This is a genomic window from Microbacterium sp. MYb66 (assembly GCF_002979435.1).
Lineage (GTDB): Bacteria > Actinomycetota > Actinomycetes > Actinomycetales > Microbacteriaceae > Microbacterium.
In genome coordinates this window covers 28,640-53,782 of the sequence record NZ_PCOV01000003.1, presented here as the reverse complement: position 1 = coordinate 53,782, position 25,143 = coordinate 28,640, and the positions used below count along the sequence as shown (strand labels likewise).

Sequence of the window (25,143 nt, the reverse complement as noted above, 5' to 3'; positions counted from 1 at the left end):
GGATGGCGCTACCAATCATCGAGATCAGTGGGGACCGGGGATGACGGACGAACTCGTGGAACAGGCGCGCTCCGGAGACGACGAGACACCAGCAGGCGAAGACTTCCCCTCGACGGCGCTGATCGAGTTCGAAGACGGTCTCGCCGTCCTGTTCGGTGATCGCGTTCCCGAAGGCGTCGACCTCATCCCGTTCACGTTCCTCGATGCGGCCACGCGCTCCGCCGTGTCGACGGCGGCGGGGAACGCGGTCGGCCTCGGCAACATCGCGGCCCAGGGTGTGAACGCCGCGATGCAGGCGCAGGGCCTCGTGCGGCTCGCTCCCCAGACGCTCGCGGCGCTGAAGACGGCGGCACCGATCGTCAAAGACGGGTGGAACCTCGGCACCCTGGCCAGCGGAGGCAAGTTCGCCGCGCAGGTGCGCTGGCTTCCGGCGACTGCGGCGACCACGGCATCCGTCGTCGCCGCGATGGGGCCCGCCATCACGCTGATGGTCATCCAGGTGCAGCTCAACCAGATCGCGAACGTCGCGAAGCACAACCTCGAACTGACGTCGAAGGTGCTGCAGGTCGTGCGGCAGGACCAGTGGTCCAGCGTGACCGGCTATCACAACACGCTTCTCCGGGAGCTCGGTCATGCCCGGCACATCGGGGAGGTGACCGACGCCGTCTTCACCGAGGTCCGCGGCTACCAGGGCGAGCTGTCGACCCAGTGGGACATCTTCGAGAAGGCGGTCCGCCAGCACGTCGCCGAGCTGGGCGGGAAGGTCGGACACAAGGAGCGCCAGCAGTACCTGACCGACAACGGACAGGCCATCATCGCCGACGTGCAGGCGCTGCTCCTCGCCCAGACGTCGTGGTTCGTCTACCAGGCGCTGCGGGCCGGGCATCTGCTCGAGAGCGCGCGGTCGAACCCGCAGGACGCGGAGCTGTTGAAGACCCTCGTCGCGAACGCGCAGACGCTCCACGAGCAGACGCTGGCCGAGACCGACTGGCTTCTCGACCAGCTCGCCCGCGAGTTCGCGATCATCGACGAGCTGCCCGGCAAGCGCACCTTCAAGATCGGCGGCACCGCGCGTGCGGCGAAGGATGCCACGCGGATGGTCCGACAGCTGCAGGGTGCCCTCGCGGAGATCCGCGGTCACGAGGCGCCGCGTGAACCCGAGCCGCTGGTGCTGCCGGCGATCACGGTGTTCGAGAAGGACATCCCCGACGAGCTGACGCGCATCCTGCCGTTGCGGCTCGGCGTGGGGGAGCGCGTGCTCGCCCTCGCCGATGCCTCCTGCGACCGCTGGAACGTCCCGCTCCTCGGAGCCGGGTGGGTGGCGGTCACCGATCGCCGCATCCTGGTGACCAAGCAGGACTCCCTCCGCCGCGTCGGGGCGATCGACATCGAGCTCGACGTCGACGACATCCGGTATGTGCGCCGCCCCGATCGCGCAGACAAGGCGCCCGTGGTCGATGTCGTGACGAAGGACGCCGACCTGACGCTGAGGTTCCCGGCGTGGTCGAAGAGCGGCGAAGCGCGCGAAGAGGCCGATCGGATGGCTGAGCTCGTCGCGAGCTTCATGCACCTGCCTGCGTCGGAGGTGCCCGCGGCTCCGGCCCTCGAGGTCGCGACTCCCACCCCAGGACTCACCGACGGTTCAGGCTCGCACCGCGACTGAGCAGACCTTCCCGCACCGCTCCGCGCCCCGCTTCCGCTCCCGCATCAGGAGCGCCGTTCGTCAACCCCGCGGTCACATGCCGACATCGAATATCCGTTGGTTATGGCTTCTATTGACAATGAATGCACGGGCTCCGCTCGTCCTAGCATCGGCCCAACCCGAACTTTCGACATTGCCTCCGTGCAGCGTCATCGAGTTCCCGCACTGCTTTCACACCCGGTCGAAAGGATGTCGCTCATGGTTCACTCGTCAAGGTCGTCGCGTCGGATGCTGGCGCTCGGCACCGCCGTCGTCGTCGCCGGCGCGCTCGCAGGCTGCACGTCCAGCGAAGTCTCGGGCGGCGGAGGCGGAGGCGCCGAGACCGAAGAGGGCGGCACGCTGCTGTACTCGGGCTTCGGAGGCAGCTACGAGGAGTCGATCCGCGCCGCCGTCTTCGACCCGTTCTCCGAGGAGACGGGGATCGAGATCCTCTACGACACCGACGGGTCGAACGTCGCCAAGCTCGCCGAGACCATCGCGGCGGGGGCCACCACCCCCGACCTCGTCGACACCGAGTCGCGCACCCTCGCGCAGTTCATGGCGGGGGATCTGCTCCAGCCGCTCGACATGGACGAGCTCGACGTCTCGGACGTCGCGAGCCAGGACACCATCAACGAGTACAGCGTGCCCTGGTACCAGTTCTCGCGGAACCTGTTCTGGAACGCGGACGCCTTCCCCGACGGCGGCCCCGAGACCTGGGCGGAGGTCTGGGACGTCGAGAAGTACCCCGGCACCCGCTCGTTCCCGACGTACCCCACCGGGGTGCTCGAGGTCGCGCTGCTGGCCGACGGCGTCGCGGTCGACGACCTCTATCCCCTCGACATCGATCGCGCTTTCGCGAAGCTCGAGGAGATCAAGCCGAACGCCCTCTTCGGCGGGCAGGAGGATGTCGCGATCGCTCAGGGCGAGGTCGTCGCCGGGCTCTACACGCTCGGTCGGATCCGCGACATCCAGTCCGGCGGCGCGAACATCGAGTACAGCTGGAACGGCGCCGTCGTCTCGGTGCAGTCGCTGACGATCCCCAAGAACGCCGCCAACCCCGACCAGGCGTACGAGGCCATCCAGTTCGCGCTGGAGCCCGACCAGCAGCGCGCGGTGCTCGACGCGCTCAAGTACACGCCGAGCGTCACCACGGTCCTCGACGAGCTCACGGCGGAGGAGCGCGCCGACCTCCCGGGGACGCCCGAGACCAACGAGGTCTCGTTCTACATCGACGGTGACTGGTACGCCGAGAACTGGGACGAGGTGTCGGCCCGCTGGCAGGAGTTCGTCAACTCCTGAGTCGTCCCGCTCACGGAACCGGACGGGTCCGGTGCGACGCTGCACCGGACCCGTCACCGTCAGAACCGGAAGGGAAGCACCCATGTCAGACGGGGCATCGCGGCAGAGCCGCGGTTGGGGTCTGTTCGCACTGCCCGCCGCCGCATTCGTGCTCGGCGTCTACATCCTCTCGCTCGCGCTGCTGATCATCCGCAGCTTCACCGAGCGCGACGGCGAGGTCGGCATCGGCGTCTACGTCGACATGCTCGCGAGCAGCGGCTTCCAGGGCGTCCTCGTCAACACGGTCGTCCTGGCGCTGATCGCCGCCGTCCTCTCGGTGGCCATCGGCTACCCGATCGCGTACACGATCGCGAGATCACGCGGCTTCCTCCGGGGCTTCCTCTTCATCTGCGTGCTCACGCCGTACCTGACGTCGATCCTCATCCGCACCTTCTCCTGGCAGGTGGTGCTCGGACAGCAGGGCCTCATCAATTCGCTCCTGACCTCGGTCGGCCTGCCGAAGGCCGACCTGATCTACAACTCCATCGCCACGACGATCGGCCTCGTGCACTCGCAGCTGCCCCTGGTCGTCCTGATCCTGGTGCCGGTCATCCAGCGCGTCGACCCGAGCAGGATGCTCGCCGCGCGCAGCCTCGGAGCCGGGCCCGCCGAGTCGTTCTTCCGGGTGTTCCTCCCCGCCACGCGTTCCGGCATCCAGGTGACCTTCATCCTCGCGCTGGTCTACAGCGCCGGCTCCTTCGCCGTCCCCGCCCTGCTCGGCGGGAACTCGGGACGCATGCTGGGCTCGTTCATCCACGGGGCGATCGAGGAGCAGGCGAACTACTCGGTCGCCGCCGCGGCATCCGTGGTGCTGGGACTCGTCGTCTTCCTCATCCTCCTGCTGTTCACGGCGCTCTCCCGGCAGAAGATCCAGAACGTCGTGGCCCCGCAGATCGCCGCGGCGCCGGCGGCCACCGCGATCGCGGACGGGTCGGAGACCGAGGCGCTCACGGTCGTCGCGCCCCCCGCGAAGAAGGTCAGGGCCACGACCTCGCTGCCCGCCAGGGCCGTGATGGTCTTCGCCCAGGCGCTGGACCGCACCCGACTCAGCTACCTCAAGGGCGTCGGCACGGGCGTCTCGATCCTCCTCGCGGTGCTGATCCTCATCCCGCAGCTCCTGGCGATCCCGATCTCGTTCTCGGGCGCGCGCGCACTCATCTTCCCGCCGCAGACGTGGTCGACGACCTGGTACGCCCGGTTCTTCGAGCCGACGTGGCTCGACCCGACCATCATCAGCTTCCGCGTCGGCATCATCACCGCGCTCGTGGCGACCGCGCTGGGCATGCTCGCCGCGATCGGGGTCAGCCGCACGGCGTCGAAGCTCCTCCGCGGCGGGATCACCCCGTTCCTGCTGATCCCGTTGATCTTCCCGGCCGTGGTCGCCGCCGGAGCGTTCTTCATCGCGTTCCTCAAGGTCGGCCTGATCGACACCCAGACGGGCATCATCCTCGCGCACGTGGCCATCACCCTGCCGCAGGCGTTCATCATCACGCTCGCGGGGATGCAGACCCTCGACCCCGACTACGAGCGGGCCGCCGCGAGTCTCGGCGCGGGTCGGGCGCGCATCGTGCGCCGGATCCTCATCCCGCTGCTGTCGGGGCAGATCCTCGCCTCGCTGTTCCTCACCTTCATCACCTCGTTCGACGAGTCGACGATCGCCATCTTCCTGTCGGGGGTGTCGACCAAGACGCTGCCGCGACGGATCTACGAGGCGCTGGCGGTGCAGACGGATCCGACGGTCGGGGTGGTGGCCGTGCTCTTCATGGCGCTGGTCGCCGTGATCGGGATCGCGTGGGTCATCACCCAGAGGGTGAGACGAAAGATCACACAGGGAAGGAATCAGACGTGAGCCACAAGCTGTCGCTGCGCGAAGTCACGAAGGACTACCACGGTGTCCGGGTGCTCTCGGTGCCGGAGCTGGATGTGCGCGAGGGGGAGTTCTTCTCGCTCCTCGGGCCGTCGGGATCCGGCAAGACCACGACCCTCAAGCTCATCGCCGGATTCGAGGCGCTGACCACCGGATCGATCGAGATCGACGGCCGCGATGTCGCTCCCGTCCCGGTCGAGAAACGCAACATCGGCGTGGTCTTCCAGAACTACGCCCTGTTCCCGCACATGACCGTGGCCCAGAACATCGCCTTCCCGCTGGAGACCCGACGGGTGCCCCGTCCGGAGATCGCCCGTCGCGTGGCGGAGGTGCTCGAGCTGGTCGACCTGGCGCCGCACCGCGACAAGAACGCGGCGCTGCTCTCCGGCGGCCAGCAGCAGCGGGTCGCGATCGGCAGGACCCTCGTCTTCGAGCCCTCGCTGCTGCTGATGGACGAGCCTCTCGGCGCCCTCGACCGCAAGCTGCGCCAGCGCCTGCAGGAGGAGCTGAGAGCGCTGCAGCGCAAGCTCGGCATCACCGTGGTCTACGTCACGCACGATCAGGACGAGGCGATGTCGATGAGCGACCGCATCGCGATCATGAACCACGGCGTCGTCGAGCAGCTCGGCGCGCCGCGAGGCCTCTACGACCGGCCGGAGACGCTGTTCGTCTCGAACTTCCTGGGCGACAACAACACCCTGCGCGCCCAGCGGTCCTCGGCGTCGTCCCTGCGTTTCTCGGACGGCATCGAGGTGCCCGCTCCCGAGTCGGCGCACCCCGCGGGCGCGGCGCTCTCGGTCACCCTGCGTCCGGAGCGGGTGGCGCTGGCCTCCCCGGTTTCGGGTCCGCAGGGCGCGAGCCGCCTCCGCGGAACCGTGACGGATGCCGTGGCCCTCGGCGCGATCACGTCGTACAGCGTGCGCGTCGACGGCATCGGCGACCTCAAGGCGAGTGTGCAGCACAGCGGCGGCGACTACTTCATCGGCGCTCCCGGGGACGAGGTCCTCGTGGGATGGGACGTGGAGGATCTCCACCTGTTCGCGGACTCGGGCGGTGTGCTCGACGCAGGGCTCGGGGATGACTGACTCGCGCTCCCTCCTTCTCGAACGGGAGCGCTACACGCCGTCCGAGCAGTTCCGACTGCCTCTGTCCTGGAGTCAGGCGAAGGCGGCGGAGCTCCGCGCCCGCATCGATCCGGACGGTCGCACCGGGGTGCTGCTGCTGGACCCCTGGAACATCGTGGCCTTCACCGGCCTCTGGGCGCTGACGACCGAACGGCTGCTGGCCGCCTACCTCCCCGCCGACGGCTCCGCGCCCGTGTGGTTCTACCCGTGGCTCGACCACGAGCTGGTGACCACCTGGTGGTACGGCGACGGGGAGTGCTACTTCGACGTGCCGGATGCCGCGGGCCAGTTCCCGCCGCGCGGCGTCGCGGTGGCCGGGGAGCCGGTCGACCGGTGGGAGTGGCTCTTCACGCATCTCGCCGCGCGCGGCCATGGTCTCTCGGCGGGGTCGGAGCCGTTCGTCGTCGACTCGGAGCTGTCCGAGGCGGCGCGGGCGGCGGCCTCCCGTGCGCTCGGCGGCGTACCCCGGTCGGCGGCATCGGCGGCACTCGCCCTGCGCATGGTGAAGGACGACGAGGAGCTCGCGGTCTGGGCCCGCGCCTACGAATACTTCGATGACGTGCACGTGCACGCGCGGGACCGGATCCTCGAACGCGACCCGCAGCTCACCGACTCGCGGCTGCGGCTCGACCTGGCCGGCTTCGCGCTCGACCGGATCATGGCGGACTACGGACCGGACCGCTCGATGCACGGTCCGGTCGGCATCAACGTCGACCTCGGGTGGGTGCGTGCCGGCGCGGTCACCGGGTTCCCGCATCCGAACCAGGTGCGGCACGCGATCATCGCCGACCAGCGCACGGTGCAGGTCTCGGGCATCGTCCAGGTCGGCGGATGCGGTGGCGAGCTCTATCGTCCCTATCTCCTCGTGCCCCCGACCGCGCACGAGGCGTACCTGTGGAGCACCGCGCGCGACAGCTGTCTCGTGCTCAAGGATGCTCTGCGTGCCGGCCGCACCGGCGGGGAGGTGGCGCAGGACGTGCATGCGTTCCAGCGGGAGCGCGGGGTGGAGCGGTTCGCGGCGACGCGGCCGTCGCACGGGCAGGGCATGGAGGGCCATCAGCCCCCGTACATCTCGCTCGGCGAGCGCACCGAGCTCCGTCCGGGGATGTGCCTGTCGGTGGAGCCGGGCCTCTACGATCCGGAGGGCGGTTTCGGCGTGAACTTCTCGGACACGTTCGTGGTGCAGGCGGAAGGGCCGGCCGTGCAGATGTCCCGGCTGCCGTGGTCCGAGGAATGGGCCTGGCTGTGAGCGCGCAGCCCTCCGACGACCTCCTCGCCGGGCTGGCGTGGATGCGGGGCGACCCGGAGCGCGCGCCCCTCGCCGACTGGCTGCGGGATCGGGCCGACGAGCTCGCCGCGTTCCGGGAGGCCCCGGAACCCCGGGGCCACCGCGCACGAGCCGCCGCCGCGCTGCGCCGCGCGGCGGCCGTGCCGCTGCACGGGGCGCCGCACGTGGTGCGCGGAGGCGTGCTGAGCCTGGATCGGCTTCCCGGAGCGTCGACGCGCACCATCTCCTGGCGGGCGCGGCACGATCGGCTCTGCCACACCGTGCACGCGGAACCCGAGGCCGCGATCGACTGGTTCCACCCCGCGCCCAGCGGCCGTCTGCTGGTCGTCGGCACGTCTTCGAGCGGGTCGGAGCGCTCGGTGGGTGCGATCGTCGATCTCTCCCGCGGCCGGCGACTCTCCGAGCGGTTGGAGGGGGTCCGCTCGGCGAGCGTGGCCTGGCTTCCCGACGAATCGGGTTTCCTCTACACCCGCTACCCCGGCGACCGGGACTACGGCCGCGAGATCTGGCGGCATCGGCTCGGAACCGCGCAGAGCGAGGACGAGCGGGTGTGGGGACAGGATGCCGATGCGACCGCGTGGCCCGACGTCGAGCTCTCGCCCGACGGCACGCATGCGCTCGTGCACGTGTCGATCGGATGGACGCGCACGGACGTGCACCTGCTCGACCTTCAGTCCGGAAGGACGATCACGCTGGTCGAAGGACGGGATTCCCTCACCCGGTTCCACTTCTCGCCCGGCGGGGCGATCGCCGGCGTGACCGGAGTCGACGCCCCGTACGGACGGGTCGTCCGTGTCGACCTCGCCGCGCCGGCATCCGAGGACTGGATCGAGGTCCTCGCCGAATCCGACGTCGTGCTGGACGACTGCTCGGTCGGCGACCGGACCGTCTTCGTGGTGGGGGAGAAGGACATGTCCGGCGTGGTCGGCGTCGTCACCCTGGACCCCGAAGGCGCGGCTCGCGACGTCGAGTGGGCACCTCTGCCGATCGGTCAGATCGCCTCGGCCGTCCCCACGCCGGGCCAGTCGACGATGCGCACGCGCGTCGTCCGCCACCTCGATGCCGACACCGCCGTGTTCACCTGGTCGACGTTGGATGCTCCGCCGCGGCTGCTCACGTGGACCCCGGGCTCGCCGCCGTGCGACTGGGCGGGAGATCCGCTCGCCGTCACGTCGGCGGTGCGCGCGACCCAGGTCGTCGCCGGCGACGGCGAGACGCTTCCGCTGCTGCTTCTCGACCCGCAGCCGGAGGGGCCGCCGCTGCCGACGCTGCTGCACGGATACGGCGGATTCGGTCTGTCTTCGACCGCCGCGTACTCCGAGGTGGCCGCGGCCTGGCTGGCGCTGGGCGGTCGCTACGTCGTGGCCGGACTCCGGGGCGGACGAGAGCGCGGAGCGGACTGGCATGAGCAGGGTCGCCTGGACCGGCGTCAGCGCGTGTTCGACGACTTCGCCGACGTCGCGGACGCGCTGGTGGCCGACGGGGTGTGCGACCGGGGCCGGCTGGCGATCTGGGGCAGCAGCAACGGCGGGCTCCTCATCGCCGCGACGCTGGTCCAGCGCCCGGATCTGTGCGCCGCCGCGCATGCCGCCGTGCCGATGACCGACATGCTCGGATACCACCGGCTGTCGATCGCACGGCTCTGGATGGGCGACTTCGGCGACCCCGAGGACCCGGACCATCGCGACTGGATCCGCGCCTACTCCCCGCTGCACGGTCTCGGCCCCGCACCGGCCGCGTTCCCGGACGTGATCGTCACCACGGGCCGCCACGACACCCGGGTCGACCCGTTCCACTCGTATGCGTTCGTGGAGGCGCTCCGCGCCCGACGGAGCGCGGAGGCAACGGAGCTGCTGCTGCTCGGCGAGGATCTCCAGGGCGGTCACGGCGTCGGCAAGCCGGCGGATCGGCTCATCGAGGAGCGCGCCGACGTCTTCGCGGTGATGTTCACCGCATTCGCGCGGAGGGCTGCCGAGAGCGACGCCCTCGCGTCCACAGATTCGGACTCGTTATGAGTCCCATCGGCAGCGCAGGGACGCCGTCGCCCCTGACCTACAGTTGCCCCGCGGCCGCCCTTCACGGCCGCCGCGATCCAGGAGGAGCATCATGACGACGATCATCGACACCGAGCGGGCGATCGAACGCGTGCTGCACTCCGTGGCGTACATCCTCGACGCGGGGGAGTACGAACGCATGGGCGAGGTCTTCCACGAGGACGTGCACTTCTCCAATCCGGGCCGACTCGAGGCTCGCGGTCTCGGCACGCTGATCGAGGCGTTCTCGGCGATCGCGAACCCGGCGCGGAGCCACTCGAACACGAACATCGTGGTCACCGTGGTCGACGACACGCACGCGACCTCGGTATGCAAGGCGCACACCGTCCGCGCCGACGGCGAGGTCGCCCCGGCGGAGTACCGCGACGCGCACGTCCTGACCGATCACGGATGGCGGATCGCGGAGCGCCGGATCAGGCAGCTCTGACTCGCCGCAGGACATCGGACGACGTGATGGAGCAGAAGGGAAGCGATCGATGAGCGACACCTATGACGCGATCGTCGTCGGAGGCGGGCACAGCGGCCTGGTCGGCGCGTTCTACCTGGCGAGGGCCGGCTGGCGGGTCCTCGTGCTCGAGGCGCGCGGAGTCGTCGGCGGCTGCTGCGTCACCGAGGAGGTCGTGCCCGGATACCGGTGCAGCGCCGTCTCGAACTCGAGCCACAGCCTCGACCCGCGCATCATCGCCGACATGGAGCTGCAGTCGTTCGGACTGCGCTACACGACCCCGCAGCTCGGCTCGCTCACCCTGTTCGACGACGGCCAGGCGTTCGTGCCGTGGCCCGACAAGGAGAAGCGCCGGGAGCAGGTCGCACGGTTCGCGCACGGCCCCGCCGACGTCGACGGCTTCGCGGCCGTGCTCGACCGCATCCGGCGGGTGGCCCAGCGCATGCGCGTCTCGTTCCACGAAGCGCCGCCCACCCTCGCCGAGGTCGCGGCCCGCTTCACGACGCCCGAGGAGATCGACGACTTCAACGCGCTGATGTTCGGCAGCGTCGGAGACCTCCTCGACCAGCATCTGCGCTCGCCGCATCTCAAGGCGTTCTTCGCCGCGACCGCCGTCGCCACGAATCTCGTCGGACCGTACACCCCGGGTTCCGCCTACCTGCTGCTGCAGCGGCCGCTGTACGAGGAGTCCATGGCGGCGTTCGGCGTCGACGACCGCAACGACCTCATGATGAAGAACGCCGCGCCCCTCGGCGGCATCGGCTCCGTCACGCAGGCGATGGCGCGCTCGGCCGAGGCCCGCGGCGCCCGGATCGAGGTCGACGCCCCGGTGGCGGAGGTCCTCACCGAGAACGGCCGGGTCGTCGGTGTCCGCCTCGAGGACGGACGGGAGTTCTTCGCTCCGCGCGTGCTCTCCAACGTCGACCCGAAGCGCACGTTCACCGATCTGGTGCGCCCCGACGACCTTCCGCAGGACTTCCTGCAGCGGGCGCAGCGGATCAAGATGGACGGCACGAGCGCCAAGGTCCACATCGCGATGAAGGGCACTCCGCGCTTCGCGGCCGCCGTCGACGAGGAGGAGAACGCCCTCTTCCTGCCGACCAACTTCCGGGTCGCGTCGTCGATGGATGCGCTGCAGGAGGCGTACAACGAGGCGGTCATGGGGCGGTGGTCCCGCCGCGTGACGGTGACCGGTCTGATGGACTCGGCGATCGATCCCACGGTCGTCGACGTCGAGGGACACCACATCATGAGCCTCAGCGTCCGCGGCGTCCCGTACCACCTCGCCGAGGGCGACTGGGATGCGCAGCGGGAGGAACTGGGACGAGCCGTCCTCGACACGATCGCGTTCCACATGCCCAACGTCCCCGACATCGTCGACGCGGTGCACGTCTACACGCCCCTCGACCTCGAGCGGGAGTTCGGACTCGTGGAGGGCTCGGGTTCCCACGGCGACATCGTGCCGGGGCGCATCTTCGACGCCCGCCCGATCGCGGGCGCCAGCGACTACACGACCCCGCTGCCCGGGCTGTACCTGTGCGGCGTCGGCACCTGGCCGGGCAACTTCATGAGCGGTGTCACCGGGCACAACGCCAGCACGCGGATGATCGCCGACCGCGAGTCGGGCTCCGCGGCCGCATACGACGAGATGGAGCCGCAGGTCTGGTGATCCGGACCGCGGGAACAGGCAGCAGCGCCCTCGGGTGCACGGAAAGGACGAGACCATGATCATCGGACGAGGACAGCGCGAGGGACGACCCTCCGGCAAGCGGGATGAGACGACGACGGGCGGCGTCTGGTCGGACATCCTGCTGAACCAGGACGGCGTCCGCTCGGCGAACATCATGTTCCCCCCGGGTGGCCGCACGCACTGGCACACGCATCCCGGCGGCCAGTTCATCTACACGCTGCAGGGCGAGGGGTGGATCCAGGAGCGCGGCGGGGAGCGCGTCGTCGTGCGTCCGGGCGATGTGGTCTGGACGGAGCCGGGCGTCGAGCACTGGCACGGTGCGACCGACACCAACCTCGTCACCCAGGTGATCCTGCACTTCGAAGACGTGCAGTGGACGGGCGAAGTCTCCGAAGAGGACTACCGCGCATCATGACCACGCTCGATTTCCCGGTGGAGACCCGTCTCCTCGTGGCCGGGACGTGGCGGGAGTCCTCGACGGGCGAGACGTTCGCGGTGTCGGACCCGTCGACCGGGCGCGTGGTCGCCCGCGTGGCGGATGCCGCAGCGGCAGACGCCGAGGCCGCCGTGGACGCGGCGGCGGCGGCCCTGCCGGAGTGGGTCGGGCTGACCGCCACCGCGCGCCACGAGATCCTCCAGCGCGCCATCGCGGGGCTCCGTCGGCGCGAAGACGTCATCGCCCGCCTCATCGTGCACGAGACGGGCAAGCCTCTGGCGGAAGCCCGCGGCGAGATCGCGAACAGTCTCCGGTTCTTCGACTTCTTCAGCCAGGAGGCCCTGCGCCTGCCCGGCGAGTACTGGCCGCAGATCCAGTCCGACCGCGACGCCTATGTGGTCCACGAGCCCGTCGGCATCGTCGGGGCCATCACCCCGTGGAACTTCCCCGCGTTCATGGTGGCCTGCAAGGTCGGTGCCGCCCTCGCGGCCGGGTGCGCCGTGGTCCTGAAGCCCGCAGAGCAGACCCCGCTGACCGCCCTCGCCATCGCCGAGGCGTTCGTGGAGGCGGGGCTGCCGGCCGGCATCCTCTCGGTCCTCCCCACGAACGACCCCGCCGGTGTGGGGCGAGTGCTCCTCGAGCGCCCCGAGGTGGCGTGCGTGACCTTCACCGGCTCCACCGCGGTCGGGCAGCGCCTGCTCGCCGGCGCGGCCGACGGGGTCAAGCGCGTGCTGCTCGAGCTGGGCGGAAACGCCCCCGTCGTGGTGTCCGACGACGTTGACGTCGACAAGGTGGTCGGGCAGGTCGTCCGCGCGAGGTTCGCGAACGCCGGGCAGGCCTGCGTCGCCGCCAACCGCGTGTACGTGCACCGCCGTGCGGCGGCGAGGTTCATCGACGCCTTCAGCACGGCCGTGCAGGAGCTGCGGGTCGGAGACCCGTGGGAGGCGACGACGAACATCGGACCGCTCATCGACATCCGCGCGGTGGAGACCCTGGAAGACCAGATCGCTCGATCGGTCGCGCAGGGCGCGGTGCTGCGCACCGGAGGCCGACGCACGCGCGACACCGCGACCAGCGCCTTCCTCGAGCCCGGCATCCTCACCGCCGACGGAGCGCTCGACACCTTCGGCGAGGAGTTCTTCGGCCCGATCGCGAGCATCGTGGTGGCGGAGGACGACGACGAGGCCGTGCGGCTGGCCAACGACAGTCGCTACGGGCTCTCGGCCTATGTGTTCAGCGGTGACGCCGAGCGGGGCAGGCGCATCGCCGATCGCATCCGCTCGGGCAACGTCGGGGTGAACTGCGCCCTGACCAGCGACCCCGCCCTGCCGTTCGGGGGCGTGCGCATGAGCGGCATCGGCCGGGAGCGCGGGCGCGCCGGGGTGCTGGAGTTTCTGGAGAGCAAGACGATCCAGGTCGGGCGTCGCTGACGCCGACCGGAAGGGCTGGAGATGGTCAAGGAGATCTGCGTCGTGAACGCGCGCGTGCTCACGATGGATGCGGAGGACAGGGTCGTGCAGGCCTTCCGGAGCGTGGACGGGGTCCTCGTCGACGTCGGCACGGACCAGGAGGTCCTCGACGCGGCCGACCCCGACGCCGAGGTCATCGACGCCAAGGGGGCCACCGTGATCCCCGGCCTGATCGATGCGCACTCGCACATCGAGATGCTCGCGTACGCCTGGGAGCTGGCGGCCGATGTGCGGGCGTCGCGCGTCTCGTCGATCGACGAGCTCGTGCACGTGCTCCGGCTCCGTGCGGACGGCACCCCCGACGGCGAATGGGTGATGGGCCACGGCCAGCACTTCCAGGACGCGCTCTTCGCGGAGGGGCGCTTCCCCGACCGGCACGACCTCGACCGGGTCTCGACCCGGCATCCGGTGATGTACCGGTCGAGCTTCCACACGAACATCTTCAACTCCGCCGCCCTCGAGCTCATGGGCGTGACCGCCGCGACCGAGGACGCGCCGGGAGGCCGCATCGAGCGGGACGACGACGGCGAGCCCACGGGCCGCACGTTCGACATGTTCGCCGCGATCGGAGGGCCGCAGGCCCCGGTCGAGGTGCTGGCCGACGCGGTCGACCGCGTGCAGGACATGTACCTCGCCGTCGGAGTCACCGGACTCGGCGAGATCTCCCTGCTCTCGCACGGGCTCGACGCGATGCTCGCCCTGGCGAAGCGCGGCGACCTCAAGCTGCGGACCACGTCGTACGCCACGTTCCCGAACGTCGTCAGCGAAGACACCGTGACCAGCGGCGCCCTTGCCGCGAAGTTCGACGGGATCGACGAGGAGCGGCTGAAGCTCGGCGGGGTCAAGCTCTTCCTCGACGGCGGGCTCACCTCGCTCGCGGCCGCGCTCAACGAGGACTACCCGGGCAAGCCCGGCTACCGCGGCGAACTCGCGTACGACCACGACGAGCTGTGCCGATGGGTGCAGTCGGTCAGCGACCTGGGACTCCAGATCGCGATCCATGCGATCGGCGACCGTGCCCTCGACCAGGCGCTGGATGCGATCGAGGCCACGGGCGAGGTCACCCGCACCCGCCGCCATCGCATCGAGCACGCCGGCAACCTGTGGATGACGCCGGAGCGGATCTCCCGTCTGGCCGAGCTCGGGGTGGTCCCGGTGCCGCAGCCCGCGTTCATCCTCACCACCGCGCTGGGCTACCGCCGGCACCTGGGCGACCGCATCGGCGACCTGATGCCCTTCCGCAGCCTGATCGACGCGGGCCTGGCGCTGGTCGGGAACAGCGACGCGATCGGCATCACCGCCGATCAGCACGATCCGTTCCCCGCCATCCAGGCCGCGATCACTCGGCACACGCACGCCGGAGAGCCGGTGGATCCGCACCAGGCGGTGACGCTGATGGAGTCCCTCGGCATGTACACCCGCGATGCCGCGTACGCGGTGCACCGCGAGCACGAGCTGGGTTCCCTCGAGCCGGGCAAGCGTGCGGACTTCGTGGTGATCGACGAGGACCTGCTCACGATCGACCCCGAGGAGATCGGCGCGATCCGTCCGCGGGAGACCTGGATCGACGGCGACCGGGTGTTCGTGCGCGACGAGCTGCCGCGGAGCTAGGCCTCATGGAGATCGCGGATCGGTCCGACAGCGCGCGGTGGAGGTCGGAGGCGATCCGGCTCCTCGACGCGGATGCATCGCGGAGCGCCGACACGCACCTGCACGTCTTCCCGCTTCCGGCGGACTGGGGCGTGGACCTGTACCTGAAGGACGAGTCGGTGCACCCCACCGGTTCGCTCAAGCACCGTCTGGCGCGATCGCTGATCCTGTACGGGCTCGTGAACGGCGCGATCGACCGGGGGACGACCCTCATCGAGGCCTCCAGCGGGTCGACGGCCGTGTCCGAGGCGTACTTCGCCCGCATGCTCGGACTGGACTTCATCACCGTGGTGCCCCGATCGACGAGCCGGGAGAAGATCGACCTCATCGAGTTCTCCGGAGGGCGATGCCACTTCGTCGACAGTGCGAGCGAGATGTACAGCGAGGCCGAGCGTCTCGCGCGGGAATGCGGCGGACACTACCTGGATCAGTTCACCTTCGCCGAGCGCGCGACCGATTGGCGCGGCAACAACAACATCGCGGAGAGCGTGTTCTCGCAGATGGTGGCCGAACGGCATCCGATCCCCCGCTGGATCGTCGTCGGGGCCGGCACCGGGGGCACCAGTGCGACCTTCGGCAGGTACGTCCGCTACCGCCGTCACGACACCGGGGTCGCCGTCGCCGATCCGGAGGGCTCCGCCTTCTTCGACGCCTGGCGCACGGGCGACCTCACCGGCACGACGAGCACCGGTTCGCGCATCGAGGGGATCGGCCGCCCCCGTGTCGAGCCGTCGTTCATCGTCGGGGTCATCGACGAGATGATACGGGTGCCCGATGCGGCGTCGATCGCGGCGGCGCGGCTGCTGCGGGAGCGGACCCTGCACTGGGCGGGAGCGTCGACGGGGACGAACCTGTTCGCCGCGTTCGAGCTCATCGCGCGGATGCGCGACGCTGGGGAGCAGGGGAGCGTGGTCACCCTGATCTGCGATGGCGGATCGCGTTACGCCCGCACCTATTACGACGACGAGTGGGTGGCGGAGCAGGGTCTCGATCTCACGCCGCATCGGTCGCGGATGGAGAGGTTCCTCGACGGAGGCCCGTGGTCGGCGGACGCCGGGGACTGAATCAGCTCTCGACGGCTCCGGGCCGCAGGAGGTTCCACGGGGTGCCGTCGAGGTCGGCGATCAGACCGGTCGTCAGCCGCACCGCGGGGATCGCTGCCCGCTCCGGCGTCGTCGCGACGTGGATCGTCCGATACTCCTGAGGGTTGGTCGGCTTGATGACGCACCCGCGCGGGATCGCCGCCGTGGTCAGCGGGAGCCGAGGGAGCAGGGCGACGCCGAACCCGCGGGCGACGAGCCCCAGCACGGCGATGAAGTTCTCGGTGGTCATCGACACCTTCGGGGTGAAGCCCGCCTTCCGGCACACCGCCTCGGTGTGCCATCCGGAGATCCAGTCGTCGTCCTCGAGGTCGATGAGGTTGACCGTCGCCTCGTCGGCGAGGGGATGATCGCGCGGCAGCACGACGTAGAACGGGTCGATGAACAGCGGAGCCGTCTCGACGCCCAGCGCGTCGAGACTCTCGTCGACCTCCAGGTCGTAGCCGCAGACCAGTGCCACATCGCAGGATCCGACCGAGAGGGCCTCCAGCGAGTCGTGCGGCTCGGACTCGGTGTACGTGATCGAGATCCCCGGTCGCGCCCGGCGGATGTCGTTGAGCAGTGTGGGGACCAGCGTCGACGACGCCGAGGGGAAGCCGCGCATGCGCACGTGCCCGGAGCGGAGCTGGGTGAGACCGTCGAGGGTGGCGAGCACGCCGTCGACCGCGTCGAGCACCGTCGGGGCGATCGCCGCGATCGCGGCGCCGGCGTCGGTGAGCCGGATCGATCGTCCGAGCCGCGTCACCAGCGGCATCCCGATGCGGGTCTCGGCGCGCTGCAGGTGCTGGCTCACGGCCGGCTGGCTGTAGCCGAGGAGGTTGGCGGCGGCGGTGATCGACCCCTCGCTCTCGATCGCGCGCAGGATGCGGATCGTCCGCAGCTCGATCTCTCGGGTGCCCTCGTTGCCGACTGTCACCATGAGGCTACGTTAGCCCGAGAGGGCTCCACCGCATCCTTCTGTTATGGATCATGACGCTTCCGCGGACCCTCGCTCCGGCAGGGGAAGACGCGGGTGGCCCCGGTCAGGGGATCGGGACCGCGCGGTCGGCGCCGAGACGCTTCATCACCATGGTGGACGTGAGACGCTGCACCCCGGGAAGCGCCCCGAGGGTGTTGTCGTAGAGCTCCTGATAGGCGCCCATGTCGCGGGTGAGGATGCGCAGCATGTAGTCGGGGTCGCCGAACAGGCGCTGCGCCTCGGCCACCGCCGGGATCGCCACGACGGCCTCCTCGAACGCCACGATCGTGTCCTTGTCGGTGCGTCCGATCGTCACGAACACGATGGCCTCGAACGTGAGGCCGACGGCTGCGGGTGCGACGACCGCGCGGTAGCGCTCGATCGCACCGGACTGCTCGAGCTCCTTGAGCCGGCGATGGCAGGCGGACAGGCTGAGCCCCACCTGGGAGGCGAGGTTCGTCGCGCTCATCCGTCCGTCGTCCTGCAGCAAAGAGAGGATCTCCCGGTCAAGTGCGTCCATGACGACAATTCTTGCAGGAGAAGACCATGATCACCCGAAGAATCGGAGCACCTCTCGCGTGATCCTTCGTAGTCTCTTCCTCGGATTGAGGAGGACCGATGGACATCGCCCTGGTCATGCAGTTCTGGGTGGTCGCCGTGATGCTCGCGCTGACCCCGGGGGCGGACTGGGCGTACGCGATCTCCGCCGGCCTGAGGGCCCGCTCGATCGCGCCGTCGATCCTCGGGATGCTCGCGGGCTACACGGTCGTGATCGTCGCGGTGGCGCTGGGGCTCGGGGCGCTGGTCACGGCATACCCGGTCACCCTCACGACCCTGACCGTCGTGGGTGCCCTCTATCTGATCTTCCTCGGGGCGACGACCCTGGCCAGCCGCCCGGCACCGATCGCCGAGAGCGGTGAACCGATCGCGACGAGCGGATGGTCGCAGTTCCTCCGCGGCTCGGGAGTGAGCGGGATCAACCCGAAAGGGCTCCTGCTCCTCCTGGCCCTGCTGCCGCAGTTCACCAGTGCGGACGGATGGTCGTCGACGACCCAGATGCTCGCACTCGGCGGGCTGCACCTGCTCAACATCGCCGTCGTCTACACGACGGTCGGGCTGCTCGCGCGTCGACTGCTGCGCACCCGGCCCCGCGCGAGCTCGGTGGTCACCCGGCTCGCCGGCATCGCCATGACGGTCATCGGCATCGGGATCATCGTCGAGCAGGTGCTGGAGTGGGTGTGAGGAGCACCTGAGCCCGGGAGCACCTCCTGCCGCGCGGGGCCCGGGAGGGGTGACGCGGGCTGGCGGAGGAAGTACGCCGGGTGTCAGGGGCGGACGCGGACGGTGCGTCCCTCGAACGACACCAGGTCGCCGTCGTGCAGCTGGCGACCGCGACGACGATCCACCTCGCCGTTGACGGTCACGTAGCCGTCGATGATGACCTCTTTGGCGTTGCCGCCCGAGTCGAGGAGGCCGGCGAACTTGAGGAACTGTCCGAGGCGGATCACCTCACCGCCGATGGAGATGTCGTCGACCGGTCCGGAGTTCGTCATCCTTGAATGCTATCCGGCGGTGTCCGTTCCGTCCGCCCCGAGGCATGACGATGCCGCCGCCCTGGGGGAGGGCGGCGGCATCGGGGGTCGGGCGTCGCAGGACGGCCGCGAGGACGAAGACGTCGGCTCAGTCGATGTCGGTCCCGACGACGGCGAAGTCGGCGCTGAAGTCGATGTCGATGGAGCGGTTGTCGGACGTGAGGACCGACGCGTCGTAGGGGCTCACGTCGTCGCCGTCCACATCGAGGTCGGTGATCATGCCGTCGGCCTCGGCGAGCGCGGCGTCGACCAGCGAGCGGATCGTCGCGTCGTCGAGGGTGAGCGCCGGACCGGTGTCGTCGCCGTCGGCGGCATCCGTCTCGATCACGGAAGCCGCGAGGCTCTCGTCGACCCGGACGTCGGTCTCGGTGCCGTCGGCGGTCGTGAGCTGCACCTCCCAGGTGCCGTCGCGCTTCGCGTCGATCGATGTGACCTCTCCCTCGGCGGCGCCGCGCGCGGCATCCGCGATCTCGATGAGCTCGTCTGCCGATGCCGTGCCGATGCCGGTCACCGGACCGCGGTCGTTCGAGGGGGCGTTCCCGCGGTCGCCGTCGTCGTCGCGCTGGCCGTGGTCGTCCGCGTCGTCATGGCGGGGGCCGTCCGACATCGAGGACCGGTCGTCGTCGTCGCCGAACTCGTCGCCGATCGCCGCGCCGACGGCGATGCCGCCGCCCGCGAGGATCACGGCTGCGGCGATGCCGCCGCCGATGAGGAGGGCGCGCTTGCGTCCGGGCTTCGGCTCGGATGCCGCGGGGGCGGCGACCGGCTCGGCCGCGGGGATCGTCGGGTGCTGCCCGGTACCGGGCGTCGAAGCCGCGGGCGGAGCGGGGGCGACCGGGACGGTCTGCGCGTCCGGGGTGCTCGCGGGGGTCTGGTCGGGGGTCTGGTCGGGAGTCTGGTCCGGGGTGGGTGTCTTGTCGTCCATGTCCCGATGGTCTCGCGGAGGCGCTGAAGCCACCCTGAAGCGTCCTGAAGACCTCTTCAGGAACCGCCGCGCGTCTCGGTCAGACCGCGAGGGGCAGGGTGAGGACGAAGCGTGCGCCGCCCCACCGCGAGTCGTCGACCGTCAGGGTCCCGCGGGCGGAGGAGGCGATGCCTCGGGCGATCGCCAGGCCGAGTCCGCTGCCTCCGGCGTCGCGGCTGCGCGCCTCGTCGAGGCGCACGAAGCGCTCGAAGATGCGCTCGCGTTCCTCGTCGGGGATGCCGGTTCCGTCGTCCTCGACCGTGACGAACACGTGTCCGTCCGTGGGCGTCACGCCGATCGCGACCTTGCCGCGGCTGTGGCGCCCGGCGTTGTCGGCGAGGTTGCGCACCAGCTGCCCGAGCAGCCGCGGGTCGCCGTGCACGCGGGCGGCCCGGATGCCGGAGCCGTCGACCTCGAGCCCTGCCGCGCGGAGCCGGCGCACCTCGCCGAGCGCGATGTCGTCGAGGTCGACCGCTTCGTCAGGAGTGCTCGCTCCCTCGTCGAGGCGGGCGAGCAGCAGCAGCGACTCGACGATGCCCTGCAGGCGGAGCCCTTCCTCCGAGACGACCTCCGCGAGCTCGCCGATGCTCGTCACGCCGGGGTGAGCTTGTGCGAGCTCCGCGTGCTGGCGGATGGTCGCGAGGGGGGAGCGCAGTTCGTGCGAAGCGTCCGACACGAAGCGCCGCTGCGCGGTGGCCGCGGCGTCGAGCCGATCGAGCATGCGGTTCATGGTCGTCGCGAGCGCGGCGACCTCATCGGCTGTCTCCGGCACCGGCACGCGCTGGTGGAGGCGCTCGGCGGTGATGCCGTCGACCTCCTCGCGGATGCGCTCGACCGGGCGCAGCGCGCGACCGACCACGAGCCAGGTGGTCACCGCGACGAGCAGGAGGAGCAGGGGAACGGCCACGGCGAGCAGGGTCACGACCGTCGCCAGGGTCTCCGCGTCGTCGTCCATCGAGACCGCGATCACGAGCGTCTGGTCGCCGTCGACGTCATCCGACACGACGAGCATCCGCTCCTCGTCGACGGTCAGGGTCTGCGGGTCGTCGGCGACGGGGAGGGGCGTGGACCCCAGGGCCTCGCGGGCATCCTCGCTGGCGGCACGCACCGATCCGTCGGGGCCGAGGAGCTGCACGATCTCGTCGTCGATCGCGTCGATGCCGTCGCGGCCGGGTCCGCCGACGCGTTCGGCGAGCTCGTCCAGGCGCTGCTCCGCCGCACGCTCCGTGCTGCCGTGGATGCTGGCGCTGAGGACCCCGTAGAACGAGAAGGCGCCCACGAGAAGCGCGACCGCGACGACGACGGTCGCCCCGAGCGTGGTCCTTCCGCGCACCGAGCGCCAGCCGCGACTAGCCACCGTCGGCCGCCAGCCGGTACCCCGCGCCGCGGACGGTCTCGATGGCCTCGCGCCCGAACGGCTTGTCGAGCTTGCGTCGCAGGTGGCCGACGTAGACCTCGACGATGTTCGGATCGCCGTCGAAGTCGTCGTCCCAGACGCCGTCGATGAGGGCGCGCTTCGACAGCACCTGGCCGCGATGGCGCATCAGGTACTCCAGCACCGAGAACTCGCGTGCGGTCAGGGTCACGGGGGTGTCGCCGCGCCAGACGCGGTGGGCGGCGGGGTCGAGCCGCAGGTCGCCCGCTTCCAGGATCGCCGGGCGCGCGACGGCGCCGCGGCGCACGAGGGCGCGGAGACGGGCGACGAGGATCGCGAACGAGAAGGGCTTGGTGACGTAGTCGTCGGCGCCGGTCTCGAGTGCCTCGACCTGGTCCCACTCGCCGTCCTTCGCGGTGAGCATCAGCACGGGCGTCCAGTTCTCCTCGGCGCGCAGAGCCTCGCACACCTTCCATCCGCTGATGCCCGGCATCATCAGGTCGAGCACGATCGCGTCGTACCGCGTCTCGCGGGCGCGCCAGAGCCCGTCGACGCCGTTGTGCGCGACGTCGACGGCGAAGCCCTCGGCCTCGAGACCGCGGCGCACGCCCTCGGCAAGGCGCACCTCGTCGTCCACCACCAGGATCCGCATGCCTCCAGTGTGGCCGGTCGACGCTGAATCGGGGCTGAAGCGATGGCAGCGAGCCGGTCAGTCGCCGAGGTGCGCCTGGATCTCGCGGATCACCTCGCCGAGCGTGCCGGTGGCGAGCAGGCCGGGGCCGAGGGGGCCTGCGGTGTCCTCCCCGAGCGGCGGCAGGCGGCGCAGCGCCGCCCTGGCCTCGGGAGACATCGCGGCGAGCTGCCGGCGCACCTCCCCGGACCGGGCGTCGACGTCGGCGGGATGCGCGAGTGCCACGGCCTTCGCGGCGTAGGCGGCCGCGCCGAGCGCATGTGCGCCCATGTGTGCGACGCCCGCTGCCTGGGCGGCCGATCGAGCCGCGGCGACACCGGCCGGCGAGGCGGCGCTGCGGGCGGCCCGCCCCGCGACGAAGCGCCGGCGGATCTCCTCCGCGGCCGAGAGCTCGCCGCGCGCGAACGCCCGTGTCCTGGCGATCGCGTCCCGGGCGCGGTCGTCGTCGGGTGCCTCCGCCTCGAAGAGCGGCAGCACCCGTTCGGCGCAGTCGGCGGCCCACACCGCGACGACCTGCCGATCGGCCTCGGTCATACCCTGCGGGGTCGCCGTGCTCCGTCGACTCTGCGGTTCGTCCATGTATCCATGATGGGGTGCGACGGCTCGCGCCGCACCGAGGCGTGTCAGAGGCCGTCGATGCTCGTGCGCCCGAGGGTCGCGGCGAGGTCGTGCTTCTTCGCGTCGAAGTACAGCGCCGGATCCACGGTGAAGGGTTCGGTATCGATCCAGAGCCTGCTCCCGTCGACGCGGAGCACGCCCACGTACATCGCGCGGTCGGCGTCGGAGTTCCAGATGGTGAGCAGTCGGTCGTCGCCCTTGTGCGCGATCATCGCCTTCAGCGCGTCGACGATCCCCGCGCTGTCGGAGCTTCCGCGGCGTAGGGCCTCGATGGCAGGGTCGAGCGGGAATCCCGGAGCGACGCCGCGGATGACCGGGTTGGTCAGCACGCCGCCGCCGTTGACGCGCCAGCGCCGGGCGCCGACGAAGAACATCACGATGCTGGCGACGAAGATCGCCGGGGGCAGGGCGAAGGCGCCGGCGATCGCGAGGCCGCTCCGCACGCGGCCGCCCAGCACCTCGACCGTGGCGAGCGGGTTCACGTAGATGACCAGCATCAGCGCGACCATCAGCCCGGCGACCAGCATCCAGGTCGTCGACTTCCGGGGCGAGCGCTCCGATGTGAACAGGTCGGGGCGCGTCGCGAACCACGAGGAGAGGTTGCGCGACCGCGATCGGAGGGGCGTGAAGCTCATGGGATCACGGTAGTGGGCGGAGCGATCGGCAGAGACGAGGGTTGACATCTCGCCTGTAGTTAACAAAACTGTTAACTACAGGTACACGACAACGTTCATCGAGGAGCGCGTGCAATGGAAGAAGATCGCAAGGCTCTGGGACTCCGGATCCGGGCGGTGCGCCGGGCGCATCGCATCACCGTCCGGGCACTCGCCGAGACGGCCGAACTCAGCCCGGCATTCATCAGCCAGATCGAGAACGGGAAGGCCAACGCGAGCTTCGACGCGCTCCGCAAGATCTCGGCGGCCCTGGGCCTCACGTTCGCCGAGCTCTTCGACACCACCCAGCCGACCACCGGCAGGGCGCTTCGCCGCGACGAGCGGCCGCTGCTGCTCACGGAGGAGGGCGTCCGCAGCTACAGCATCACCCGGCCGCCCGTCGGCGAGGTCGACGTGGCCGTCTCGGAGTACGAGCCCGGCGCATTCAGCGGTGGCCACGACTACACCCACGGCAACTCCCGCGAGGTCGTCCTGATCCTCCGCGGTCGCTTCTCCTTCGAACTCGGTGACGAGACCTTCCTTCTCGAACAGGGGGACAGCCTGGACTTCCGCACCAACATCACGCACATGATCACGAACGTCGGCGACGAGGTCGGCGAAGCGCTCTGGGTGGTGAGCCCGCCGTCGTCACCGCGTCAGGAGTGACCGCGTAGCCACCCCTCGAGTCCGGCCTTCCCCCGGACCGATCATTCACCGGCGGACTCGGATCCGCCGAGACAGGAACCACCGATGGGTACTTCAGCCATGCCATTTTCCGGATTCGCCCACGGGCTCGAGATCACCGGTCTCGTCCCCGCGATCGATCACCACTCGCACGCCGCCTACGTGCGTCCGGGCGAGAAGCTCGACACCTTCGATGCCCTGGAGACCGAGGTCGCCGCCGGCTACGTGGAGTCGCGGATCCCCGCGGACGCGTATCAGCAGTTCGTCCGCGCGACCCGTGCCGGCGACCACGACGCGGCGGAGGCGCTCTCGACGCGCCACGAGATCCCGCAGCTGCGGGATGCCGCGCGCGACCTGTACCGCACGACCGCGTTCTCGCGGGCGCTGACCCTGGGGTGCGACGCCCTGTACGGCCCCGCGGGCCGTGAGTCGCAGCTGGCCACCGCGCGCGTCCGCCTCGACGACTACCGGGGCCTGTACGACGACGCGTTGACCGCCTCGTCGACGCGGAGCGTGCTCACGGACGTGCCCGACCTCGACGCCGACGAATGGCCGGCGGAGCGCTACCGCCAGATCGCTCGGATCGACCCCTACCTGTTCCCGTTCGGGCACGACCCCTACGGGGGGCGCGGGTTCGACGCGCAGCGGTTCGCCGCCATCCTCGCCGACAAGCTGTCGGTCGAACTCGCCGCGGCGGGGCGGGCGACCCCGCACGACGACCTCGACGCGTACATCGAGTTCGTGGAGTGGTCGCTGCGACGGCGTGTGGCGGAAGGAGTGGTCGGCTTCAAGATCGTCGCCGCATACCTCCGTTCGCTCCACTTCGAGCACGTGGATGCCGTCGAGGCGCGGGACGCATACCGCACGCTGCGCGTCGCGGCGGAGGGAGAGGCGCATCCGGCCGCCCGCAAGGCGCTCAGCGACCACCTCGCAGGTGTCATCGCCCACCTCGCCGTGACGCTCGACGTGCCTGTGCAGATCCACTCCGGGATCGGCCACAGCGAGCCGGGGCTCCGCATCGCGAACGCGAACCCGCTGCTGCTCGAGGACTTCCTCAACACGCCCACGCTGAATCGGCTGCGCGTGGTCCTCATCCACGGCGGATACCCCTATGCCTCGCAGCTCGGCGCCCTCGCGCACTCGCTCGGGAACGTCTACCTCGACTTCTCGTGGATGCCGTACCTGCACTCGCACCTGACGGCGAGGGTGCTGCAGGAATGGCTGGAGTTCCTGCCCGCGCACAAGGTCGCCTACGGCACGGACACCGCGCATCCGGAGATCCACGTCGGTGCCACCTTCCTCGCCCGCGAGGCGCTCGAGACCGTGCTGCAGCAGGGCCTGGCCGACCGGGTCTGGACGACCGACCAGGTCGCGATGCTCGCCGAGCGGGTCCTGGGGCGCAACGTGGCCGAGCTGTACGGCCTGCCGTACTGAGCCCTCACCTCCCGCTTCCCGATCGCAAC

At 70.4% G+C, this 25,143-nt stretch carries 23 protein-coding genes; 15 read left to right on the top strand and 8 right to left on the bottom strand.

Annotation, left to right across the window (positions count from 1 at the left end; all coding sequences use genetic code 11):
* Nucleotides 1–40 precede the first annotated feature (40 nt).
* The 12 genes from CQ045_RS07565 to CQ045_RS07510 all read left to right on the top strand — a co-directional run bounded on the left by CQ045_RS07565 (nucleotide 41) and on the right by CQ045_RS07510 (nucleotide 16,109).
* A complete protein-coding gene (locus tag CQ045_RS07565; protein ID WP_105722334.1) occupies nucleotides 41–1,663 on the top strand; it encodes a hypothetical protein in 1,623 nt (540 codons plus the stop codon).
* A 237-nt stretch (nucleotides 1,664–1,900) separates the two neighbouring features.
* Nucleotides 1,901–2,983, top strand: coding sequence for an ABC transporter substrate-binding protein (locus CQ045_RS07560; protein ID WP_146115203.1), 1,083 nt, complete (start codon nucleotides 1,901–1,903; stop codon nucleotides 2,981–2,983).
* Between the two features lie 82 nt (nucleotides 2,984–3,065).
* On the top strand, nucleotides 3,066–4,871 hold the full coding sequence (locus tag CQ045_RS07555) for an ABC transporter permease subunit (RefSeq protein ID WP_105722330.1): 1,806 nt from the start codon (nucleotides 3,066–3,068) through the stop codon (nucleotides 4,869–4,871).
* Nucleotides 4,868–5,974, top strand: a complete 1,107-nt coding sequence (locus CQ045_RS07550; RefSeq protein WP_181156485.1) for an ABC transporter ATP-binding protein — start codon at nucleotides 4,868–4,870, stop codon at nucleotides 5,972–5,974. The genes CQ045_RS07555 and CQ045_RS07550 overlap by 4 nt, the downstream gene beginning before the upstream one ends.
* Nucleotides 5,967–7,262, top strand: a complete 1,296-nt coding sequence (locus tag CQ045_RS07545) for a Xaa-Pro peptidase family protein (RefSeq protein WP_146115202.1) — start codon at nucleotides 5,967–5,969, stop codon at nucleotides 7,260–7,262. The genes CQ045_RS07550 and CQ045_RS07545 overlap by 8 nt, the downstream gene beginning before the upstream one ends.
* Nucleotides 7,259–9,316 carry a prolyl oligopeptidase family serine peptidase gene (locus CQ045_RS07540; protein WP_181156484.1) on the top strand — a complete coding sequence of 686 codons (2,058 nt, stop codon included), beginning with the start codon at nucleotides 7,259–7,261 and terminating at the stop codon, nucleotides 9,314–9,316. The genes CQ045_RS07545 and CQ045_RS07540 overlap by 4 nt, the downstream gene beginning before the upstream one ends.
* A gap of 91 nt (nucleotides 9,317–9,407) precedes the next feature.
* Nucleotides 9,408–9,782, top strand: a complete 375-nt coding sequence (locus tag CQ045_RS07535) for a nuclear transport factor 2 family protein (RefSeq protein WP_105722322.1) — start codon at nucleotides 9,408–9,410, stop codon at nucleotides 9,780–9,782.
* Between the two features lie 49 nt (nucleotides 9,783–9,831).
* Nucleotides 9,832–11,469: an NAD(P)/FAD-dependent oxidoreductase gene (locus CQ045_RS07530; protein WP_105722320.1), complete on the top strand. Its 1,638-nt coding sequence runs from the start codon at nucleotides 9,832–9,834 to the stop codon at nucleotides 11,467–11,469.
* Between the two features lie 55 nt (nucleotides 11,470–11,524).
* The gene (locus CQ045_RS07525; RefSeq protein ID WP_105722318.1) at nucleotides 11,525–11,905 is read left to right on the top strand and encodes a cupin domain-containing protein; all 381 of its coding nucleotides are present in this window, start codon (nucleotides 11,525–11,527) and stop codon (nucleotides 11,903–11,905) included.
* Complete coding sequence (locus tag CQ045_RS07520) at nucleotides 11,902–13,356, top strand: aldehyde dehydrogenase (protein WP_105722316.1); 1,455 nt, start codon at nucleotides 11,902–11,904, stop codon at nucleotides 13,354–13,356. Before CQ045_RS07525 ends, CQ045_RS07520 begins: the two co-directional genes overlap by 4 nt.
* Nucleotides 13,357–13,377: 21 nt before the next feature.
* A complete protein-coding gene (locus tag CQ045_RS07515; RefSeq protein WP_105722314.1) occupies nucleotides 13,378–15,006 on the top strand; it encodes an amidohydrolase in 1,629 nt (542 codons plus the stop codon).
* Between the two features lie 5 nt (nucleotides 15,007–15,011).
* Nucleotides 15,012–16,109, top strand: a complete 1,098-nt coding sequence (locus CQ045_RS07510; RefSeq protein ID WP_105722312.1) for a PLP-dependent cysteine synthase family protein — start codon at nucleotides 15,012–15,014, stop codon at nucleotides 16,107–16,109.
* A 1-nt stretch (nucleotide 16,110) separates the two neighbouring features.
* Here CQ045_RS07510 and CQ045_RS07505 read toward each other — a convergent pair whose 3' ends face one another.
* Nucleotides 16,111–17,064, bottom strand: coding sequence for a LysR family transcriptional regulator (locus tag CQ045_RS07505; RefSeq protein WP_105722310.1), 954 nt, complete (start codon nucleotides 17,062–17,064; stop codon nucleotides 16,111–16,113).
* A 103-nt stretch (nucleotides 17,065–17,167) separates the two neighbouring features.
* On the bottom strand, nucleotides 17,168–17,623 hold the full coding sequence (locus CQ045_RS07500; protein ID WP_105722308.1) for an Lrp/AsnC family transcriptional regulator: 456 nt from the start codon (nucleotides 17,621–17,623) through the stop codon (nucleotides 17,168–17,170).
* A 98-nt stretch (nucleotides 17,624–17,721) separates the two neighbouring features.
* On the opposite strand from CQ045_RS07500, the gene CQ045_RS07495 reads away from it, so the two are divergent.
* Nucleotides 17,722–18,345, top strand: a complete 624-nt coding sequence (locus CQ045_RS07495) for a LysE family translocator (protein ID WP_105722306.1) — start codon at nucleotides 17,722–17,724, stop codon at nucleotides 18,343–18,345.
* Nucleotides 18,346–18,428: 83 nt separating this feature from the next.
* On the opposite strand, the gene CQ045_RS07490 is transcribed toward CQ045_RS07495, so the two are convergent.
* The 6 genes from CQ045_RS07490 to CQ045_RS07465 all read right to left on the bottom strand — a co-directional run bounded on the left by CQ045_RS07490 (nucleotide 18,429) and on the right by CQ045_RS07465 (nucleotide 22,978).
* The gene (locus tag CQ045_RS07490) at nucleotides 18,429–18,656 is read right to left on the bottom strand and encodes an RNA-binding S4 domain-containing protein (protein WP_105722304.1); all 228 of its coding nucleotides are present in this window, start codon (nucleotides 18,654–18,656) and stop codon (nucleotides 18,429–18,431) included.
* Nucleotides 18,657–18,783: 127 nt separating this feature from the next.
* Entirely contained in the window at nucleotides 18,784–19,620 is an 837-nt protein-coding gene (locus CQ045_RS18625) for a PepSY domain-containing protein (protein ID WP_146115201.1), read from the bottom strand.
* Between the two features lie 79 nt (nucleotides 19,621–19,699).
* A complete protein-coding gene (locus CQ045_RS07480) occupies nucleotides 19,700–20,992 on the bottom strand; it encodes a cell wall metabolism sensor histidine kinase WalK (RefSeq protein WP_105722300.1) in 1,293 nt (430 codons plus the stop codon).
* Between the two features lie 16 nt (nucleotides 20,993–21,008).
* On the bottom strand, nucleotides 21,009–21,686 hold the full coding sequence (locus tag CQ045_RS07475; RefSeq protein ID WP_105722298.1) for a response regulator transcription factor: 678 nt from the start codon (nucleotides 21,684–21,686) through the stop codon (nucleotides 21,009–21,011).
* A 57-nt stretch (nucleotides 21,687–21,743) separates the two neighbouring features.
* Nucleotides 21,744–22,304, bottom strand: a complete 561-nt coding sequence (locus tag CQ045_RS07470; RefSeq protein WP_258130991.1) for a putative immunity protein — start codon at nucleotides 22,302–22,304, stop codon at nucleotides 21,744–21,746.
* A 44-nt stretch (nucleotides 22,305–22,348) separates the two neighbouring features.
* Complete coding sequence (locus CQ045_RS07465; RefSeq protein WP_105722296.1) at nucleotides 22,349–22,978, bottom strand: hypothetical protein; 630 nt, start codon at nucleotides 22,976–22,978, stop codon at nucleotides 22,349–22,351.
* Between the two features lie 114 nt (nucleotides 22,979–23,092).
* Between CQ045_RS07465 and CQ045_RS07460 the strand changes: the two genes are divergently transcribed.
* Nucleotides 23,093–23,662, top strand: coding sequence for a helix-turn-helix domain-containing protein (locus CQ045_RS07460; protein ID WP_105722294.1), 570 nt, complete (start codon nucleotides 23,093–23,095; stop codon nucleotides 23,660–23,662).
* Between the two features lie 99 nt (nucleotides 23,663–23,761).
* Entirely contained in the window at nucleotides 23,762–25,114 is a 1,353-nt protein-coding gene (locus CQ045_RS07455; protein WP_181156483.1) for an amidohydrolase family protein, read from the top strand.
* Nucleotides 25,115–25,143 lie beyond the last annotated feature (29 nt).

Excerpts from the sequence above, each read along its gene's own strand:
- CQ045_RS07565 (WP_105722334.1), top strand. The coding sequence starts at position 41 with ATGACGGACGAACTCGTGGAACAGGCGCGCTCCGGAGACGACGAGACA.
- CQ045_RS07545 (WP_146115202.1), top strand. The coding sequence starts at position 5,967 with ATGACTGACTCGCGCTCCCTCCTTCTCGAACGGGAGCGCTACACGCCG.
- CQ045_RS07510 (WP_105722312.1), top strand. The coding sequence starts at position 15,012 with ATGGAGATCGCGGATCGGTCCGACAGCGCGCGGTGGAGGTCGGAGGCG.
- CQ045_RS18625 (WP_146115201.1), bottom strand. The coding sequence starts at position 19,620 with ATGGACGACAAGACACCCACCCCGGACCAGACTCCCGACCAGACCCCC.
- CQ045_RS07490 (WP_105722304.1), bottom strand. The coding sequence starts at position 18,656 with ATGACGAACTCCGGACCGGTCGACGACATCTCCATCGGCGGTGAGGTG.
- CQ045_RS07520 (WP_105722316.1), top strand. The coding sequence starts at position 11,902 with ATGACCACGCTCGATTTCCCGGTGGAGACCCGTCTCCTCGTGGCCGGG.
- CQ045_RS07455 (WP_181156483.1), top strand. The coding sequence starts at position 23,762 with ATGCCATTTTCCGGATTCGCCCACGGGCTCGAGATCACCGGTCTCGTC.
- CQ045_RS07460 (WP_105722294.1), top strand. The coding sequence starts at position 23,093 with ATGGAAGAAGATCGCAAGGCTCTGGGACTCCGGATCCGGGCGGTGCGC.
- CQ045_RS07470 (WP_258130991.1), bottom strand. The coding sequence starts at position 22,304 with ATGGACGAACCGCAGAGTCGACGGAGCACGGCGACCCCGCAGGGTATG.
- CQ045_RS07535 (WP_105722322.1), top strand. The coding sequence starts at position 9,408 with ATGACGACGATCATCGACACCGAGCGGGCGATCGAACGCGTGCTGCAC.
- CQ045_RS07530 (WP_105722320.1), top strand. The coding sequence starts at position 9,832 with ATGAGCGACACCTATGACGCGATCGTCGTCGGAGGCGGGCACAGCGGC.
- CQ045_RS07495 (WP_105722306.1), top strand. The coding sequence starts at position 17,722 with ATGGACATCGCCCTGGTCATGCAGTTCTGGGTGGTCGCCGTGATGCTC.
- CQ045_RS07505 (WP_105722310.1), bottom strand. The coding sequence starts at position 17,064 with ATGGTGACAGTCGGCAACGAGGGCACCCGAGAGATCGAGCTGCGGACG.
- CQ045_RS07515 (WP_105722314.1), top strand. The coding sequence starts at position 13,378 with ATGGTCAAGGAGATCTGCGTCGTGAACGCGCGCGTGCTCACGATGGAT.
- CQ045_RS07500 (WP_105722308.1), bottom strand. The coding sequence starts at position 17,623 with ATGGACGCACTTGACCGGGAGATCCTCTCTTTGCTGCAGGACGACGGA.
- CQ045_RS07555 (WP_105722330.1), top strand. The coding sequence starts at position 3,066 with ATGTCAGACGGGGCATCGCGGCAGAGCCGCGGTTGGGGTCTGTTCGCA.
- CQ045_RS07475 (WP_105722298.1), bottom strand. The coding sequence starts at position 21,686 with ATGCGGATCCTGGTGGTGGACGACGAGGTGCGCCTTGCCGAGGGCGTG.
- CQ045_RS07525 (WP_105722318.1), top strand. The coding sequence starts at position 11,525 with ATGATCATCGGACGAGGACAGCGCGAGGGACGACCCTCCGGCAAGCGG.
- CQ045_RS07465 (WP_105722296.1), bottom strand. The coding sequence starts at position 22,978 with ATGAGCTTCACGCCCCTCCGATCGCGGTCGCGCAACCTCTCCTCGTGG.
- CQ045_RS07560 (WP_146115203.1), top strand. The coding sequence starts at position 1,901 with ATGGTTCACTCGTCAAGGTCGTCGCGTCGGATGCTGGCGCTCGGCACC.